The 17174-nt window shown below is 65.2% G+C and carries 16 protein-coding genes; all 16 read right to left on the bottom strand.

The genetic code is table 11. The features are described from left to right. Positions 1 to 117: 117 nt before the first annotated feature. The 16 genes from BRSPCE3_RS08240 to nuoF all read right to left on the bottom strand — a co-directional run bounded on the left by BRSPCE3_RS08240 (position 118) and on the right by nuoF (position 17159). Positions 118 to 507 carry a hypothetical protein gene (locus BRSPCE3_RS08240; protein WP_244065849.1) on the bottom strand — a complete coding sequence of 130 codons (390 nt, stop codon included), beginning with the start codon at positions 505 to 507 and terminating at the stop codon, positions 118 to 120. A gap of 418 nt (positions 508 to 925) precedes the next feature. Further along, positions 926 to 2230: an S-methyl-5-thioribose kinase gene (gene mtnK, locus BRSPCE3_RS08235; RefSeq protein WP_244065294.1), complete on the bottom strand. Its 1305-nt coding sequence runs from the start codon at positions 2228 to 2230 to the stop codon at positions 926 to 928. A gap of 135 nt (positions 2231 to 2365) precedes the next feature. Continuing rightward, complete coding sequence (locus BRSPCE3_RS08230) at positions 2366 to 2641, bottom strand: DUF1467 family protein (RefSeq protein ID WP_244065293.1); 276 nt, start codon at positions 2639 to 2641, stop codon at positions 2366 to 2368. A 6-nt stretch (positions 2642 to 2647) separates the two neighbouring features. Then, a complete protein-coding gene (gene mce / locus BRSPCE3_RS08225; RefSeq protein WP_092114633.1) occupies positions 2648 to 3052 on the bottom strand; it encodes a methylmalonyl-CoA epimerase in 405 nt (134 codons plus the stop codon). A gap of 41 nt (positions 3053 to 3093) precedes the next feature. Next, the gene (locus BRSPCE3_RS08220) at positions 3094 to 4764 is read right to left on the bottom strand and encodes a ribonuclease J (RefSeq protein WP_244065292.1); all 1671 of its coding nucleotides are present in this window, start codon (positions 4762 to 4764) and stop codon (positions 3094 to 3096) included. Then, entirely contained in the window at positions 4764 to 5570 is an 807-nt protein-coding gene (locus tag BRSPCE3_RS08215; RefSeq protein ID WP_244065291.1) for a biotin--[acetyl-CoA-carboxylase] ligase, read from the bottom strand. Before BRSPCE3_RS08215 ends, BRSPCE3_RS08220 begins: the two co-directional genes overlap by 1 nt. A gap of 59 nt (positions 5571 to 5629) precedes the next feature. Next, positions 5630 to 7066: an NADH-quinone oxidoreductase subunit NuoN gene (gene nuoN / locus BRSPCE3_RS08210; protein ID WP_244065290.1), complete on the bottom strand. Its 1437-nt coding sequence runs from the start codon at positions 7064 to 7066 to the stop codon at positions 5630 to 5632. A 10-nt stretch (positions 7067 to 7076) separates the two neighbouring features. Then, entirely contained in the window at positions 7077 to 8591 is a 1515-nt protein-coding gene (locus BRSPCE3_RS08205) for an NADH-quinone oxidoreductase subunit M (protein WP_244065289.1), read from the bottom strand. Continuing rightward, on the bottom strand, positions 8592 to 10652 hold the full coding sequence (gene nuoL / locus BRSPCE3_RS08200) for an NADH-quinone oxidoreductase subunit L (protein ID WP_244065288.1): 2061 nt from the start codon (positions 10650 to 10652) through the stop codon (positions 8592 to 8594). Between the two features lie 65 nt (positions 10653 to 10717). Next, complete coding sequence (gene nuoK / locus BRSPCE3_RS08195) at positions 10718 to 11026, bottom strand: NADH-quinone oxidoreductase subunit NuoK (RefSeq protein WP_076857700.1); 309 nt, start codon at positions 11024 to 11026, stop codon at positions 10718 to 10720. Next, positions 11023 to 11661, bottom strand: a complete 639-nt coding sequence (locus BRSPCE3_RS08190; protein WP_244065287.1) for an NADH-quinone oxidoreductase subunit J — start codon at positions 11659 to 11661, stop codon at positions 11023 to 11025. Before BRSPCE3_RS08190 ends, nuoK begins: the two co-directional genes overlap by 4 nt. Before the next feature lie 9 nt (positions 11662 to 11670). Further along, positions 11671 to 12165 (bottom strand): NADH-quinone oxidoreductase subunit NuoI, encoded by a 495-nt coding sequence (nuoI, locus tag BRSPCE3_RS08185; RefSeq protein ID WP_018271854.1) that lies wholly within the window; start codon positions 12163 to 12165, stop codon positions 11671 to 11673. Between the two features lie 7 nt (positions 12166 to 12172). Beyond that, on the bottom strand, positions 12173 to 13243 hold the full coding sequence (gene nuoH, locus BRSPCE3_RS08180; protein WP_244065286.1) for an NADH-quinone oxidoreductase subunit NuoH: 1071 nt from the start codon (positions 13241 to 13243) through the stop codon (positions 12173 to 12175). A 10-nt stretch (positions 13244 to 13253) separates the two neighbouring features. Next, positions 13254 to 15329, bottom strand: coding sequence for an NADH-quinone oxidoreductase subunit NuoG (gene nuoG / locus BRSPCE3_RS08175; protein WP_244065285.1), 2076 nt, complete (start codon positions 15327 to 15329; stop codon positions 13254 to 13256). 7 nt (positions 15330 to 15336) lie between these two features. Continuing rightward, positions 15337 to 15825, bottom strand: a complete 489-nt coding sequence (locus BRSPCE3_RS08170; protein ID WP_244065283.1) for a hypothetical protein — start codon at positions 15823 to 15825, stop codon at positions 15337 to 15339. Positions 15826 to 15833: 8 nt separating this feature from the next. Then, on the bottom strand, positions 15834 to 17159 hold the full coding sequence (gene nuoF / locus BRSPCE3_RS08165; RefSeq protein ID WP_244065282.1) for an NADH-quinone oxidoreductase subunit NuoF: 1326 nt from the start codon (positions 17157 to 17159) through the stop codon (positions 15834 to 15836). Between the last annotated feature and the right edge of the window lie 15 nt (positions 17160 to 17174).

The raw sequence follows: 17174 nt of genomic DNA, 5'->3' as shown, positions 1-17174 counted from the left end.
CGTCACCGCCATTGCCGCCGCTGCCGCCCGACGCCGGGGCGGGGGTGCCGCCGCTCCCGCCTCCTCCACCGGTTCCACCCGTCAGGGTCGAGCCATTCGAGCTTGCCGCCGTTCCAGTCACGACGAGCGCGTTCCCGCCCGAGCCACCGCCGCCGCCGCCACCGGCGTCCGCACCTTGACCGATGCCGGGAGCCCCGCTGTTTCCAATCCCGCCTGTGCCTCCGGTGATCGGTGCAGAATTGTCGGTCTGCGAAACGGATTGCGTGTTGGTACCTCCGGCACCGCCCGCGCCGCCATTGCCGCCCGTCGCGCCCTGAAGGCCGCTAGCGCCGAGCCCGCCTGCTCCGCCGGGAGCGTTTCCAGCGCCGCCGCCTCCGCCACCTCCACCACCGCCAGCGCTGCCGGCAGCCGGACTGGTGCCATCGGTTCCGGCCAAACCGTCCGCTCCACCCGCGCCGCCAATACCGACAGGAAATACAGGATGGGAATTGCCTCCCCTGCCGCCATCGGCAAACGCCGGCGTGAACGGCGACCAACAGAGCTGAGAGACCAGGGCAAGTGATGCGGCACCGGCCGACATCGACGTCAGGCTGCGCCCAGAGGATCGCCGCATTCGCGCACCGCACATTTCATTTCGCCTGCGGTATCGCCGAGCTCTGCGAGCAGCTCAGGCGCATCACCGAGGAACTTGCGAGACGCCGCCCATCGCAACAGTACGCAAGGGACATGCGTCACTACTTGCCTGAATCACTACCGCTTCCGCGCGAGACTGGGCAAGATAACAACTGCTATTGGATGCCCTTCGTCCGATGAGTGTGGCCCGGACACACCACCCGATCAGAGCGTCGAGCCGGCAGGACGTCAGAAAAAATTCATTCGCAGTCCGACGAGAGTCCGGCGATCGGGTACACTTGGCCGACCGATCCTATCGGGAAAAACCAGGCTGCCAGTGGCGCAGCTCGCGCGCGGCGTAGGTGACCGCGCCGATCGTCGTGAACGATCCCGCCTCCAGCATCATGTTACGGGCGAGCTTGAGGGCCCGCGCCTCGCAGATCGCGCGCTGCTTCTCGTCCGCGATCCACTCGAAGTCGATGTTGTGCGCGAGACCAAGGATGCGCCGGATGGTCTTGGCCGCGGCGAAGCCGACGGTGTCCTGGAACAGCCGCGCCATGTAGGCCTGCCGCTCCGCCTCCAGCCGCGCCGCGCCCGCCTCGCCCGCGAACAGCGACACCGGATAGCCGTCGCCCTCAGCCTCGCTGCGCCACAGCGCGACGAACTTGCGGGAAAACTCGCTCCAGACGCCCTCAATGGTCTCGAGCAGCCAGGCCTCGAACGAGGCGCGATCACCCGGCGTGCGCTCGTGGCCGGCGGAGGCCAGATAGGCCATCAAAAGATTGCCGATGACGGCACCGATGTCGAAGCCCATCGGGCCATAGAAGGCGAATTCGGGATCGATCACCTTCGTCTCGCTCTCCGTGACCATGATCGAGCCGGTGTGCAGGTCGCCGTGCAGCAGTGCCTCCGGGCTCGCCATGAATTTCAGCTTCAGCCTGGAGATCGCGACATGCAGGTCGAGGTCGTCGCGGAACGCCGCCGCCGTCGCGTCGAGCCAGGGCGCGGTCCAGCGGTTCTGCTCGGCGATGCGATAGGGATCGGTGAAAATCAGGTCTTCGGTGATCTTGCACAGCGCGTGGTTGCCGGCGAAATCGGCGATGCCCTGCTTCTTGTCCGCAGCCGACCGCGCCAGATCGGACGTGAAGAACAGCGTCTGCGCCAGGAAAGTCGAGACATCCTCGACAAAGCGCGGATAGCGCGTGGCGCCGATCAGGCCCTTGCGCATGATGATGTGCGGCTCGAGCAGCTCCATCGCGGTGAGCGCGAGCGGCTCGTCGTGATGCAGCACCGCCGGTACGAGTTTCGGCGCCAGCCGCGCCTGATGCACCAGCGCCAGATGTTCATAGTGCGCCCGAGACAGCGGCAGCGGCCAGCTCTCGCCGACCAGCCGCACATAGGGCAGCGCCTGCTTGACCGCGATACCGCCGCTCGGCCCCTTGACGATGAAGACGAGGTTGAGATTGCCGTCGCCGACCTCGCTGATCGACCATTCGGCCGGCCGGCCGCCGAGTTGCGTGACGATGGCTGGAAGGCTCGCGAGATAGTCGCGCAGGTCCGCTTCCCGCAGGATTCGATATTGGCTCTGCCCGGAGCCCGGTTGGGCCTGCAGGTTCATCCTTGTCGCCTCCTCCGCATCGCCAGGGTGAGGTTGATCCTCACTCCATCGGCACCAATTCCTGGCCGCTTCATCCGTATTGTTTGAGCATGATCTTATCGGAAAACCGCTTCGCACTTTTCCGGATCATGCTCTCTAGAACGGCATCCCCATCAGCTTGGACAGCCGCTCGATCGAGAGATAGCCGGCATAATAGGCCCACATGCCGATCGCGAAGATCACGGCCGAGATCAGCGTGGTCCACAGCAGCTTGCGGCCCATTCGCGCCATGATCGGGGCGCCGGGATCGGTGCCGGGTGCGCCGACGCCGTCCTCGTGCTGGCTGCGGATGCCGAACGGCAGTGTCAGGAACAGCACCAGCCACCAAAGCACGAAGTAGATCGCAAGCGAGGTTGATATCTGGTACGCCATGTGGCCTCAGGCCTGTTCGATCTCGACCAGCGCGCCGGAAAAGTCTTTCGGGTGAAAGAACAGCACCGGCTTGCCATGCGCGCCGATCTTCGGCTGGCCGTCGCCGAGCACCCGGGCGCCCTCCGCGATCATGCGGTCGCGAGCCGCGATGATGTCGGGTACGTCGTAGCAGACATGGTGGATGCCGCCGTCGGCATTGCGCTCGACGAATTTCGCGATCGGCGAGGCCTCGCCGAGCGGCTCGATGAACTCGATCTTGGTGTTCGGCAGCGTCACGAACACGGTGATGACGCCATGCTCCGGCAGCGGCACCGCATCAGAAATCTCGGCATTGAAGGCGGTGCCATAGATCTTCGCGGCCTGCCTGGCGTCCTTGACCGCAATGGCGACGTGATTGAGCCGGCCCAGCATGTCTCTCTCCCTTGTCGTTGCGCACGCCCTAGAGGCGCGCGTCAAACCGTCAGAACGTGCACGACGCAGATCGGCTTCTTGCCCCATTGCTCGTTCAGCGCGGCCCGCACCGCGCGGCGCACCGATTCCCCGAGCGCATCCGGATCGCGCCGCCGCGGCTTCGGCAGGCCCTCGATCGTCGATACCACCACATCGAACACGATGTCGTCGAGCAGTTCGCCCGCCGCATTGTTCTCCGGCATGCCGACCAGATCAACCTCGGGATCGTCGACCATCTCGCCCTGCGCGGTCATGGCAATGGCGACGAAGGCGCAGCCGGCAAAGCCCATCCGCCGCCGCTCGACCACCGCGCGCGACTTGGAATCCTCCAGGATGGTTCCGTCCTTGTAAAGCCGGCCCGCCGGCACTTCACCGATGATGCCGGGATCGCCGGGCCCGAGCTTGACCAGATCGCCATTGCGGCAGGTCAAGACCTTGGGGACGCCGGCGGCGCGCGCCAGCTTGGCATGCTCGGCCAGATGCAGCGCTTCGCCGTGCACGGGGATCAGGAGCTGCGGCCGCACCCAGGAGATCATGTCGCGCAGCTCGTCGCGGCGCGGATGGCCGGAGACGTGCACCAGATGCTCACGGTCGGTGATGATCTCGACACCCTGGGTCACCAGCCCGTTGATGATGCCGCCGACCGCCTTCTCGTTGCCGGGAATGGTGCGGGAGGAGAAGATCACGGTGTCGCCCTTGTTCAGGGTGACCTGCGGATGATCGTTGTTTGCGATCCGCGCCAGCGCGGCGCGGGGCTCGCCCTGGCTGCCGGTGCACAGCGCGAGCACCTTGTCGGGCGGGAAATGACCGTAATAGTCGGTGCTGCGGAACTTGTGCGAGCCGTCGAGATAGCCGCATTCGCGCGCAACCTGCACCACCCGCTCCATGGCGCGGCCGACCACGACCACCTCGCGATCGGCGGCATTGGCGGCATCCGCCACCGCACGGACGCGGGCGACGTTGGAGGCGAAGGTGGTGACCGCAACCCGGCCCTTGGCCGCCTTGACCAGCTTCTTGATGGTGGCGGCGACCTCGGTCTCCGAGGGCGAACGGCCGTCGCGCACCGCGTTGGTGGAATCGCCGACCAGCGCCAGCACGCCTTCGTCGCCGAGCTCGCGCAGCCGCCGCTCGTCGGTCGGCTGGCCGATGATCGGGGTCGGATCGATCTTCCAGTCGCCGGTGTGCAGCACCGTGCCGACGTCGGTCTTGATCGCCAGCGCGTGCGATTCCGGGATCGAATGCGCGACCGGAATGAATTCGACATTGAACGGGCCGATGTCGACCCGCCCGCCCGACGGGATCACCGTGACCGGGATCTTCGGCGGATTGCGCTCGGCGGCGCATTTGGCCTCGAACAGCGCCGCAGAGAACTGCGTCGCGTAGATCTTACAGCCGAGCTTCGGCCAGAGGTCGATGATGGCGCCGAAATGGTCCTCGTGAGCGTGGGTCAGCACGAGGCCCATCAGATTGTTGCGCTCCTTCTCGAGGAAGCGGACATCCGGCATGATCAGGTCGATGCCCGGCAGATGCTCCTCGTCGCCGAAGGAGACGCCGAGATCGACCGCGAGGAACGAGCGCTGATGGCGGTTGCCGAGGCCATAGATCGACAGGTTCATGCCGATCTCGCCGACGCCGCCGAGCGGGGCAAAGGTGAGTTCGTCGGGTCGCGCCATCAGTTCGCCCTCTTCGAGGCTGCGTTGCCGAAATAGACCTCGCCGGCGGCGACCGGAACGCGCCTGCCCTCGGCCGTCGCGACGATCAGACAACCGGTCTCGTCGATGGTTTCGAAGATGCCCTCGATGGTGGCCGTGCCCGTATTGATCGCGACCTCGCCGCCGAGCCCGGCCGCGTGCTCGAGCCAGCGCCGCCGGATCTCGGCAAAGCCGCGGCCATTGTCCCAGATGCCGCGGAACTCGACCCAGGCATCGGATAGCGCCGTGAACAGCTCTTCCGCGCTGATCTGGACCCCGAGCTCGGCGAGCGACACCGCAGGCGTCGGCGTGCCCTCGGGCGACGCCACGACATTGGTACCGATACCGACAACGACCGCGAGGCGGTTGCCGATGGCCTCGGCCTCCATATTGATACCCACCAGCTTCGCCCCGCCGGCAAGTACGTCGTTTGGCCACTTCAGCGCGTATCTGGGCCGGTCGGAACCGAGGCGAAGGGCCGCCTCGACGCTGACCTTCTCCAGGGCGGCGGCCTCGGACAGCCCGGCGACAAAGCCCAGCGTCGCGGCAACCGCCGGCGGAACGTCCATCAACTCGAGAATGCTGCTGGCGAGGTTGCCGCGCGGCGCGATCCAGACCCGCTGGCGCCGGCCGCGCCCTGCGGTCTGCTCAGTGGTCACGAACCACATCGGTCCCTGCTCGCGATCGCGGGCGCGCAGCATCGCCTCGGCATTGGTCGAGCCGATCTGATCGAAGGCGGCGAGCCGATAGCCCGCCGCGATGGCCCGGGGTCCGAGCGTGAAGGTCATGTCGAACTTATGCGCATGATTGGTTCCGAAAGCCAGCGTCGTGTTTTCGGAACCATGCGCTAGAACAACGACTTCGCCGCCGCCGTGGCCACGCTGACGAGCGGGCCCGGATAGGCGAAGAAGAAGATGTTGAAGATGCCGGCGACCGCCAGCACGGTGCGCAGCTCGACGCGGACCGGGTCGAGCTTGCCGAGCGGCTGGTCGAAATACATCACCTTGACGATCGACAGATAGTAGAACGCGCCCACCACGCTGGTCAGCACGCCGATCACGGCGAGCGTGAACAAATTGGCCTTGATCGCGGCGACGAACACGTACCATTTGCCGAAGAAGCCGGCGAGCGGCGGTACGCCGGCCAGCGAGAACAGCAGCATCGCGAACACGAAGGCGATCAGCGGGTTGGTGCGGGACAGCCCGGCGAAATCGCTGATCTGCTCCAGCGCGACGCCGTTGCGCTTCATGGCGAGGATGATCGAGAACGAGCCGAGCGTCATCGCGACATAGATCGCGATGTAGATCAGCACGCCCTGCGCGCCCTCGACGGTGCCGGCAGCGAGCCCGACCAGGGCAAAGCCCATATGGCCGATCGAGGAATAGGCCATCAAGCGCTTGATGTTGGTCTGGCCGATCGCGGCGAACGAGCCCAGCGCCATCGAGGCGATCGCCACGAACACCAGGATCTGCTGCCACTGGGTGACGATGCCGGGGAATGCGGTCAGCGTCGCGCGGGTGAACACCGCGAGTGCCGCGACCTTCGGCGCCGAGGCAAAGAAGGCGGTAACCGGGGTCGGCGCGCCCTCATAGACGTCGGGCGTCCACATGTGGAACGGCACCGCGGAGACCTTGAAGCAGAGGCCGGCGAGCAGGAACACCAGGCCGAACACGATGCCGATGCTGCCTGATGTCGCCGCCGCGGCGATGCCGGCGAAGCTGACCGTGCCGGTGAAGCCGTAGATCAGCGAGGCGCCGTAGAGCAGCATGCCCGACGACAGCGCACCGAGCACGAAATACTTCAGGCCGGCTTCACTCGACTTGGCATTGTCGCGCTGGCTGGCGGCGACGACGTAGAGCGCAAGGCTCATCAGCTCGAGGCCGAGATAGAGCGAGATCAGGTCGCCGGCCGAGATCAGGACCATCATGCCGAGCGTCGACAGCAGCACCAGGATCGAGAACTCGAAATTGCGGGTCGACGGCTGCGACAGGTACTCGGTCGACAGGATCAGCGTCGCCGCGGACGCGATCAGAGCGAGGATCTTCAGGAAGCGGGCGAAGTCGTCGACGATGAAGCTGCCGCCGAAGGTCACGAGCTTGCCGGCCGGCAGCCAGAGCTCAAGCACGCCGGTGAGCGCCAGGAGGCACACCGCAAGCGCCGTGATCAGCCGCGTGGTCCCCTGCCCGCGATAGGCTCCGATCATCAACAGCACCATGGCGCCGACCGCGAGCACCAGCTCCGGCAGCACCGGCTGCAACTGATAACCTGCACTGGAAAAGCTCATGACGAGGGCCTTATTGCGTAACCAGCGCGGCTGCCTTCACGGCAGTCACGGCGGTCTGGTAATTGTTGACGAGCTGCTGCACCGAGGCCGCCGACATGTCGAGCACCGGCTTCGGGTAGACGCCGAACAGGATGGTCAGCGCGATCAACGGGAACAGCGTCACGCATTCGCGGAAGGTGAGATCCTTGATCGACATCAGCGACGGCTTGACCAGCGCGCCGAACACCACCTTGCGGTAGAGCCAGAGCGCGTAGCAGGCCGACAGGATCACGCCCGTGGTGGCGAAGAATGCCGTCGGCAGCGAGATCTTGAAGGTGCCGAGCAAGGTCATGAACTCGCCGACGAATCCGCTCGTGCCGGGCAGACCGACATTGGCCATGGTGAAGACCATGAAGGTCAGCGCATAGAGCGGCATCCGGTTGACGAGGCCGCCATAGGCCGCGATCTCGCGGGTATGCATGCGGTCGTAGACGACGCCGACACAGAGGAACAGCGCGCCGGAGACGATGCCGTGCGAGATCATCTGGAACATGCCGCCGGCGACGCCCTGGGTCGTCACCGCGAAGATGCCCATGGTGACGAAGCCCATATGCGCGACCGAGGAGTACGCGATCAGCTTCTTCATGTCCTCCTGCATCATCGCCACCAGCGAGGTGTAGATGATGGCGATGACGGACAGCGTGAACACGAACGGCGCGAAGTCGTGCGAGGCCAGCGGGAACATCGGCAGCGAGAAGCGCAGGAAGCCGTAGCCGCCCATCTTCAGGAGGATCGCGGCCAGGATCACCGAGCCGGCCGTCGGCGCCTCGACATGCGCGTCAGGCAGCCAGGTGTGCACCGGCCACATCGGCATCTTCACCGCGAACGAGGCGAAGAACGCCAGCCACGCCCAGGTCTGCATCGAGCGCGGCACCGCGGTGTGCATCAGGGTCGGGATGTCGGTGGTGCCGGCGTTCCAGTACAGCGCCATGATGGCGAGCAGCATCAGCACCGAGCCGAGGAAGGTGTAGAGGAAGAACTTGAACGAGGCGTAGACCCGGCGTGGACCGCCCCAGACGCCGATGATCAGGAACATCGGGATCAGGCCGCCCTCGAAGAACAAATAGAACAGCACGAGGTCGAGCGCCGAGAAGGTGCCGACCATCAGCGTTTCCAGGATCAGGAACGCCATCATGTATTCGCCGACGCGCTGCGTCACCGACTTCCAGCTCGCGATGATGCAGAGCGGCATGATCGCGGTGGTGAGGATGATCAGCGGCAGCGAGATGCCGTCGACGCCCATGTGATAGGTGATGCCGGTGGCGAGCCAGGACGCCTTCTCGACGAACTGGAAGTCGGTCTGCGCGGGATCGAAGCGCGCGACCAGGATCAGCGACACCGCGAAGGTGATCAGCGTGGTCCACAGCGCAATCCAGCGCGCCGTGCGGTTGGCGCTCTCGTCGCCGCCCCGCGCCAAGAGATAGACCAGGATCGCGCCGACCGCCGGCAGGAAGGTCGTGACCGAAAGGATGGGCCAGGTTGTCATTTACTGGCCTCCCAAGCCGAACATGAACCAGGTGATCAATCCGGCGGCTCCGATCAGCATCGCGAATGCGTAGTGATAGAGGTAGCCGGTCTGCAACTTCACGACATTGCGGGTGACATCGAGCACGCGGGCCGAGACGCCGTCCGGACCGAAGCCGTCAATGACGAAGCCATCGCCCTTCTTCCACAGCGTGTAGCCGAGCCACTTCGCCGGCCGCACGAAGATCCAGTCGTACAGCTCGTCGAAGTACCATTTGTTGAGCAGGAACTGGTACAGCATCGGCTGCTGGTTCGCGAGCTCGACCGGCAGGTACGGCCTGCGGATGTAGAACAAATACGAGACGAACAGGCCGAGCGCCATCATCACCGTGGGCAGCGGCGCGAGCCAGCTCGGCATGTGCTCCATGTCCTCGAGGATGTGCGGGTTCATCTTGACGGATTCGCGGAAGAATTCCTCGACGCCGTGCGGGCTGGCGAACACTTCCTTGAACGGCAGGCCGGCCAGGATCGAGCCGGCGGCAAGCACGCCGATCGGCACCAGCATCCAGAGCGGGCTCTCATGCGCCGCCTCGTAGTGCTTCTGGTCGTGCGGCTCGCCGAAGAACGTCTTGAAGATCAGCCGCCAGGAGTAGAACGAGGTCAGGCCGGCGGCCACGATCGTCAGGAGATAGGCGTAGGTCGCGAACGGATTGTGCGCGGCGTAGGCGGCCTCGATGATCGCGTCCTTGGAGAAGTAGCCGGCGAACAGCGGGAAGCCGGTCAGCGCCAGAGTGCCGATGCACATCACCGCGAAGGTGTACGGGATCTTGCGCCACAGGCCGCCCATGTTGCGGATGTCTTGCTCGTGATGCATCGCGTAGATCACCGAGCCGGAGCCCAGGAACAGCAGTGCCTTGAAGAAGGCGTGCGTGAACAGGTGGAACATGCCGACCGAATAGGCCCCCGCTCCCATCGCCACGAACATGTAGCCGAGCTGCGAACAGGTCGAGTAAGCGACGATGCGCTTGATGTCGTTCTGCACCAGGCCGATCGTGGCGGCGAAGAACGCGGTGGTCGCGCCGAAGAACATCACCACCGCCTGCGCGGTCGGCGACAGCTCGAACAGCGGCGACAGCCGCGCCACCATGAAGACGCCGGCGGTGACCATGGTCGCGGCATGGATCAGCGCCGACACCGGGGTCGGGCCTTCCATCGCGTCCGGCAACCAGGTGTGCAGCAGGAACTGGGCCGACTTGCCCATCGCGCCCATGAACAGGAACAGGCAGGTCAAGGTCAGCGCGTCGGGGTGCCAGCCGAAGAAGTCGATGGTCTTGCCGGTCAGCCCGGGCGCGGCGTGGAAGATGGTCTCGAAATCGGTCGAGCCGACCAGCGCGAAGATCGCGAAGATGCCGAGCGCGAAGCCGAAGTCGCCGACGCGGTTGACCACGAAGGCCTTGATCGCCGCCGCATTGGCCGACGGCTTCTGGTACCAGAACCCGATCAGCAGGTAGCTGGCCAAACCGACGCCCTCCCAGCCGAAGAACAGCTGCACCAGGTTGTCCGAGGTCACCAGCATCAGCATCGCGAAGGTGAACAGCGAGAGGTAGCCGAAGAAGCGCGGCCGGTTCGGGTCCTCGTCCATGTAGCCGATGGAATAGAGGTGGACGAGCGCGGACACGGTGTTGACCACGACCAGCATCACCGCGGTCAGCGTATCGACCCGCAGCGTCCAGGCCACCTGCAGGTCGCCCGAGGTGATCCAGGGCAGCAGCACGACGCGCGCGTCATGGTGCATGAAACCGACATCGACCAGCGTGAACCAGGACAGCGCCGCCGAGACGAACAAGAGACCGGTGGTGATCAGCTCGGCCAGCCGCGACCCGGCCGCCGGCGGCTCGGAGACGTGGTGGTCGTCGTGGCCATGGTCATCATGGCCGTGATCGTCGTGCGCCGCAGACGCATGCGCATCGTCGTGATGGTCGACGGTGTCGCCGCTCGGGCAGCGCCCATGCGCGCCGACCAGCGAGATGATGCCTGCGAGGATGGCGCCCAGCAGAGGCAGAAATACGATTGCCTGTATCATTGGACTCTCTCACTGCGCATGATCTTGCCGGAAAACCGGCACCCACTTTTCCGGATCATGCGCGCCTAGCCCTTCATCAGATTGACGTCTTCAACCGCGATCGAGCCGCGGTTGCGGAAATACACCACCAGCACGGCGAGCCCGATCGCGGCCTCGGCCGCGGCCACCGTCAGTACCAGCAGCGCGAACACCTGGCCGACGATGTCGCCGAGGAAGGTCGAGAACGCCACCAAATTGATGTTGACCGAGAGCAGGATCAGCTCGATCGACATCAGGATGATGATGATGTTCTTGCGGTTGAGGAAGATGCCGAGGATCCCGAGCGTGAACAGGATCGCGGCGACCGCCAGATAGTGCCCGAGCCCGATCGTCATTTCACCCACTCCGCCGCATCGGCATCCTGCAGGCCCTGCCCCGACGCCACCTTGCGCATCGCCATCGCCATCTCCGGCGTGCGCGCGTTCTGCACGTTGATGTTCTGCCGCTTGACGTTCGCCTTGTGGCGCAGCGTCAGCACGATGGCACCGATCATCGCGACCAGCAGCACCATGCCGGCGAGCTGGAAGTAATGGATGTACTTCGTATAGAGCACGAGGCCGAGCGCCTCGGTGTTGCTGACATTGCTCGGGATCGCCGCGGTGATCGTCTTGGTCACGGACGGGTTGATCACCCAGGCGCCGACCACAAGGAGCAGTTCGAACAGAAAGATGCCGCCGATCACGATACCGATCGGCAGGTACTGGATGAAGCCCTCGCGCAGCTCGACGAAGTCGACATCGAGCATCATGATCACGAACAGGAACAGCACCGCGACGGCGCCGACATAAACCACGATCAGCATCATGCCGAGGAACTCGGCACCCATCAGGATGAACAGCCCCGAGGCGTTCACGAACGCCAGGATCAGGTACAGCACGGAGTGCACGGGATTGCGCGAGACAATCACCATGACCGCCGAGGCCACGCAGACCGCGGCAAACAGATAGAAGAACAGCGCCGGAAGGATCATGCCCTCACCTCACCGGTACGGCGCGTCGAGCGCGATCGACTTCGCAATCTCGCGCTCCCAGCGATCGCCATTGGCGAGCAGCTTGGCCTTGTCATAGTAGAGTTCCTCGCGGGTCTCGGTCGCGAATTCGAAATTCGGCCCCTCGACGATGGCGTCGACCGGGCATGCTTCCTGGCACAGACCGCAATAGATGCACTTCACCATGTCGATGTCGTAGCGCACCGTGCGGCGGGTACCGTCGTTGCGGCGCGGGCCAGCCTCGATCGTGATCGCCTGCGCCGGACAGATCGCCTCGCACAGCTTGCAGGCGATGCAGCGCTCCTCGCCGTTCGGATAGCGGCGCAGCGCGTGCTCGCCCCGGAAGCGCGGCGAGATCGGCCCCTTCTCGAAGGGATAGTTCAGCGTCGGCTTCGGCTGGAAGAAATAGCGCATCGCCAGGAAGAACGCCGAGACGAATTCCGAGAGCAGAAGCGAGCGGGCTGTTGCGTTGACATTGACACTCATGACGGCCTCACTTCGGCGCGATGCCGGCGAACTGCAGCACGCCGGCCACGATCACCACCATTGCCAGCGACAGCGGCAGGAACACCTTCCAGCCGAGCCGCATCAGTTGATCGTAGCGGTAGCGCGGCACGATCGCCTTCGCCATCGCGAACATGAAGAACATGAAGAACACCTTGAGGGCGAACCAGACGATGCCCGGAATCCAGGTGAACGGCGGCAGATTGACCGGCGGCAGCCAGCCGCCGAGGAACAGGATCGACGCCAGCGCGCACATCGTGGTGATCGCGACATACTCGCCGAGCATGAACAGCAGATACGGGGTCGACCCGTATTCGGTCATGAAGCCGGCGACGAGCTCGGATTCGGCTTCGACCAGGTCGAACGGCGGACGGTTGGTTTCCGCCAGCGCCGAGACGTAGAACACCACGAACATCGGGAACAGCGGCCACACATACCAGTTCAGGATGGTGAGCTGCGGCAGGCCGATCAGGTGCGCGAGGCCGCGGGTGTTCTGGGCCTCGACCACCGCCGACAGGTTCAGCGAGCCGACGCAGAGCAGCACGGTGATGATGACGAAGCCGATCGAGACTTCATAGGACACCATCTGCGCCGCCGAGCGCAGCGCGGCCAGGAACGGGTATTTCGAGTTCGACGACCAACCGGCCATGATCACGCCGTAGATCGACAGCGACGAGATCGCGAAGATGTAGAGAATGCCGACATTGATGTCGGAGATCACCCAGCCGAGGTCGAACGGGATCACCGCCCAGGCGGCCAGCGCCAGCACGCACGAGACCAAAGGCGCCAGCAGGAACACGCCCTTGTTGGAGCTCGACGGGATCACCGGCTCCTTGAGCACGAACTTCAGCAGGTCGGCGAAGGACTGCAGCAGGCCGAACGGGCCGACCACGTTGGGGCCGCGGCGGATCTGCACCGCCGCCCAGATCTTGCGGTCGGCGAGCAGGATGTAGGCGATCGCGATCAGCAGCACGACCAGCAGCAACAGGCTCTCCGCGACCATGATGATCAGCGGCCAGAGGAAGCCGGTCCAGAACGAGCTTGCGAAGAATTCAGCCATCAGGTCACGCTCACTCCGCTGCCGTCAGCATTCGGCCCGATGCCAGCCGCGAACATTCCGCCATCACGGCAGAGGCCCGCGCGATCGGGTTGGTCAGATAGAAATCCTCGACGGTCGGCTTGAATGCCGCCTTGTCGACGCTGCCGCCCTTGCCGGCCAGCGCCTTGACGTCGGAGGCTGTGCCGGCCTCGATCTGGTCGAGCCGCATCAAATGCGGAGTGGTCTTGAACATCGCCTGGCGCAGCGCCTGCAGCGAGTCGAACGGCAGCTTCTTGCCGAGCACGTCGGACAGCGCGCGGATGATCGCCCAGTCCTCGCGGGCCTCGCCCGGCGGGAACGCGGCGCGGTTGGCGATCTGCGCCCGGCCCTCGGTGTTGACATAGATGCCGGACTTCTCGGTGTAGGCCGCGCCCGGCAGGATCACGTCGGCGCGATGCGCGCCCTTGTCACCGTGGGTGCCGATATAGACCACGAAGGTGCCGTCCGGTGCCTTGATCTCGTCGGCGCCGAGCAGGAACAACAGGTCGAGCGTGCCGAAGGTCGTCATCTGCGCCGTGGTCAGGCCGCCGGCTGAAGGCGAGAAGCCGATATCGAGCGCGCCGGCGCGCGAGGCGGTGTCCTGCAGCACGGCAAAGCCGTTCCAGCCGTCCTTCAGCGCACCGACGTCGACGGCGAGTTTCGCCGCCTGCGCCAGCACCGCGGCTCCGTCATGCCTGGTGTAGGCGCCGGCGCCGACCAGGATGATCGGGTTCTTGGCGTTCTTGAGCACGTCGGCAAAGGAGTGCTTGCCGGCCAGGAGGTCGGCCAGCGTGTCCGTGCCCGCGCCGAGATAGTCGTGGTCATAGGTGAAGTCGGCCTTGGCGCCGATCATCCCGACCTTGAGACCGCCGGTGCGCCAGCGCTTGCGGATCCGGGCGTTCAGCACCGCGGCTTCCTTGCGCGGGTGCGAGCCGATGATCAGGATCGCGTCGGCCTGGTCGATGCCGGCAATGGTCGGGTTGAAGATGTAGGAGCCACGGCCTGCCTTTGCGTCGAACGCGTCGCCGCCCTGCACCGCAAGATTGACCGAGCCGAATTTCGCCAGCAGCTCCTTCAGCGCATACATTTCATCGACCGCGGCAAGATCGCCGGCGATGGCGCCGATCCGCTTGCCGTCGCTGCGGCCGGCCTTGGCGGCGATCGCGGCGAAGGCTTCCTGCCAGGTCGCCGGCCGGAGCTGGCCGTTGTCGCGCACATAGGGCCGATCGAGCCGCTGGGTGCGCAGGCCGTCGACGACGTGCCGGGTCTTGTCGGAGATCCACTCCTCGTTCACCGCCTCGTTGATCCGCGGCAGGATGCGCATCACCTCGCGGCCGCGCGTGTCGACCCGGATCGCGGAGCCGACGCCGTCCATGACGTCGACCGACTGCGTCTTGCCGAGCTCCCAGGGCCGCGCCGCGAAGGCATAGGGCTTCGAGGTCAGCGCGCCGACCGGACAGATGTCGACCAGATTGCCCTGCAGCTCCGAGCTCAGCGCCTGTTCCAGATAAGTGGTGATCTCCATGTCCTCGCCGCGACCGGTCGCGCCCATTTCCGGCGCGCCGCAGACTTCGGCGGAGAAGCGGACGCAGCGCGTGCACTGGATGCAGCGGTTCATCGAGGTCTTGACCAGCGCGCCGAGATACTTGTCCTCGACCGCGCGCTTGTTCTCGGCGAAACGGCTGGTGTCGACGCCGTAGCCCATCGCCTGGTCCTGCAGATCGCACTCGCCGCCCTGGTCGCAGATCGGGCAGTCCAGCGGATGGTTGATCAGCAGGAATTCCATCACGCCTTCGCGCGCCTTCTTGACCATCGGCGAACGGGTCGAGATCTCCGGCGGCTCGCCCTTCGGGCCCGGACGGCAGTCACGCACGGCCCAGGCGCAGCTCGCGACCGGCTTCGGGCCGCCCTTCACCTCGACCAGGCACATCCGGCAGTTGCCGGCGATCGACAGCCGCTCGTGATAGCAGAACCGCGGAATCTCGGCGCCGGCCGCCTCGCACGCCTGCAGCAGCGTGTACTCCGGCGGCACATCGATCTCTTTGCCATCGACGATGATCTTGCTCATGTCTGTCTCAAGTCTTTCCCAGCTTGCAGTCGGGCGGTGCGACGCCGGCGGTTTTCAGTGAGGTCTTCACCCATTGCTGGGTCTCGGCGCCATAGGTCGCGAGATACGCGGGCTGCGCCTGGTTCTTCTCGCAGAGGAACGCCAAATGCGGTTTCAGCTCGTAGTCACACGAGGCCTGCCACTCCCCCTTGTCCGCGAACGCGGCAAAAGTCTCCTCGCAGGCGTAGAGGAAATACGAGACGAAGCTCTCATACTGCGACCGCTCTTCGCGGCTGCCGGCCTTGATGGCCTCGTAATCGGGCTGCGCGAATCTCGGGTTCTTGAAGGCGAGATCGGTGTAGCCGAGATACGCCGTGCGCGCCGCCGAGGCGCGGTTCGACCAACGGATCTCGTTGATCTGCAGCAGGACCGCACCAAAGCCGAGCAGCGCCACGGTCGCGTGCGCCATCTGCGCAAGCGTTCCGTATCTCTGCCACCATGCGGCCTGTTGCGTCATTGCCGGCATTACTCCGCAGCGACCATGTGGACGGGATCGCGAACGCCCTGATCGTCGAGATCGGCCTTGTGCGAATACTGGTCGATCCGCTCTTCAATCTCGTGACGGAAATGCGCGATCAGGCCCTGGATCGGCCACGCGGCGGCGTCGCCGAGCGCGCAGATGGTGTGACCCTCGACCTGCTTGGTGACTTCGAGCAGCATGTCGATCTCGCGCTTGTGGGCGCGGCCGTCGGCCATGCGGGTCAGGACGCGCCACATCCAGCCCGTGCCTTCACGGCACGGCGTGCACTGGCCGCAGCTCTCGTGCTTGTAGAAATAGGAGATGCGCGCGATCGCCCGGATCAGGTCGGTCGACTTGTCCATCACGATCACCGCCGCGGTGCCGAGGCCCGAGCGCAGCTTGCTCAGGCTGTCGAAATCCATCGGCGTGTCGATGATCTGCTCGGCCGGCACCATGCGCACCGACGAGCCGCCGGGGATCACGGCCTTCAGATTGTCCCAGCCGCCGCGGATGCCGCCGCAATGCTTCTCGATCAGCTCGCGGAACGGAATGCCCATCGCCTCTTCGACGTTGCAGGGCCGTTCGACATGGCCGGAGATGCAGAACAGCTTGGTGCCGACATTGTTCGGCCGGCCGATGCCGGCGAACCAGGCGGCGCCGCGGCGCAGGATGTCGGGTGCGACCGCGATCGACTCGACATTGTTGACGGTGGTCGGGCAGCCATAGAGGCCGACATTGGCCGGGAACGGCGGCTTCAGCCGCGGCTGGCCCTTCTTGCCCTCGAGGCTCTCGAGCAGCGCGGTCTCCTCGCCGCAGATGTAGGCGCCGGCACCGTGCGCGACATAGATGTCGAACGGCCAGCCGTTGATGTTGTCCTTGCCGACCAGCTTGGCGTCATAGGCCTGGTCGATCGCCGCCTGCAGGTGCTCGCGCTCGCGGATGAATTCGCCGCGGATATAGACGTAGCAGGCATGTGCGCCCATCGCGAAGCTCGCGAGCAGGCAGCCTTCGATCAGCAGATGCGGATCATGCCGCATGATCTCGCGGTCCTTGCAGGTGCCGGGCTCGGACTCGTCGGCGTTGACGACGAGGTAGCTCGGACGGCCGTCCTTGGATTCCTTCGGCATGAACGACCACTTCATGCCGGTCGGGAATCCGGCGCCGCCACGGCCGCGCAGGCCGGACGCCTTCATCTCGTTGATGATCCAGTCGCGGCCCTTGTCGATGATCCCCTTGGTGCCATCCCAGGCGCCTCGGCGGCGCGCGCCCTCGAGGCCCCAATCATGGAGGCCGTAGAGGTTCTTGAAGATGCGGTCCTTGTCGCTGAGCATGCTCAAAACTTTCCG

The organism is Bradyrhizobium sp. Ce-3, assembly GCF_022835695.1.
Taxonomy (GTDB): Bacteria; Pseudomonadota; Alphaproteobacteria; order Rhizobiales; family Xanthobacteraceae; genus Bradyrhizobium.
The sequence above is the reverse complement of the archived record's forward strand: the minus strand, read 5'-3'. Positions and strand labels throughout refer to the sequence as shown.

What these genes read in the sequence shown, in the direction of transcription:
- BRSPCE3_RS08240 (WP_244065849.1), bottom strand. Translation starts at nt 507, where the DNA reads ATGGCGGCAGGGGAGGCAATTCCCATCCTGTATTTCCTGTCGGTATTG.
- mtnK (WP_244065294.1), bottom strand. Translation starts at nt 2,230, where the DNA reads ATGAACCTGCAGGCCCAACCGGGCTCCGGGCAGAGCCAATATCGAATC.
- BRSPCE3_RS08230 (WP_244065293.1), bottom strand. Translation starts at nt 2,641, where the DNA reads ATGGCGTACCAGATATCAACCTCGCTTGCGATCTACTTCGTGCTTTGG.
- mce (WP_092114633.1), bottom strand. Translation starts at nt 3,052, where the DNA reads ATGCTGGGCCGGCTCAATCACGTCGCCATTGCGGTCAAGGACGCCAGG.
- BRSPCE3_RS08220 (WP_244065292.1), bottom strand. Translation starts at nt 4,764, where the DNA reads ATGGCGCGACCCGACGAACTCACCTTTGCCCCGCTCGGCGGCGTCGGC.
- BRSPCE3_RS08215 (WP_244065291.1), bottom strand. Translation starts at nt 5,570, where the DNA reads ATGACCTTCACGCTCGGACCCCGGGCCATCGCGGCGGGCTATCGGCTC.
- nuoN (WP_244065290.1), bottom strand. Translation starts at nt 7,066, where the DNA reads ATGAGCTTTTCCAGTGCAGGTTATCAGTTGCAGCCGGTGCTGCCGGAG.
- BRSPCE3_RS08205 (WP_244065289.1), bottom strand. Translation starts at nt 8,591, where the DNA reads ATGACAACCTGGCCCATCCTTTCGGTCACGACCTTCCTGCCGGCGGTC.
- nuoL (WP_244065288.1), bottom strand. Translation starts at nt 10,652, where the DNA reads ATGATACAGGCAATCGTATTTCTGCCTCTGCTGGGCGCCATCCTCGCA.
- nuoK (WP_076857700.1), bottom strand. Translation starts at nt 11,026, where the DNA reads ATGACGATCGGGCTCGGGCACTATCTGGCGGTCGCCGCGATCCTGTTC.
- BRSPCE3_RS08190 (WP_244065287.1), bottom strand. Translation starts at nt 11,661, where the DNA reads ATGATCCTTCCGGCGCTGTTCTTCTATCTGTTTGCCGCGGTCTGCGTG.
- nuoI (WP_018271854.1), bottom strand. Translation starts at nt 12,165, where the DNA reads ATGAGTGTCAATGTCAACGCAACAGCCCGCTCGCTTCTGCTCTCGGAA.
- nuoH (WP_244065286.1), bottom strand. Translation starts at nt 13,243, where the DNA reads ATGGCTGAATTCTTCGCAAGCTCGTTCTGGACCGGCTTCCTCTGGCCG.
- nuoG (WP_244065285.1), bottom strand. Translation starts at nt 15,329, where the DNA reads ATGAGCAAGATCATCGTCGATGGCAAAGAGATCGATGTGCCGCCGGAG.
- BRSPCE3_RS08170 (WP_244065283.1), bottom strand. Translation starts at nt 15,825, where the DNA reads ATGACGCAACAGGCCGCATGGTGGCAGAGATACGGAACGCTTGCGCAG.
- nuoF (WP_244065282.1), bottom strand. Translation starts at nt 17,159, where the DNA reads ATGCTCAGCGACAAGGACCGCATCTTCAAGAACCTCTACGGCCTCCAT.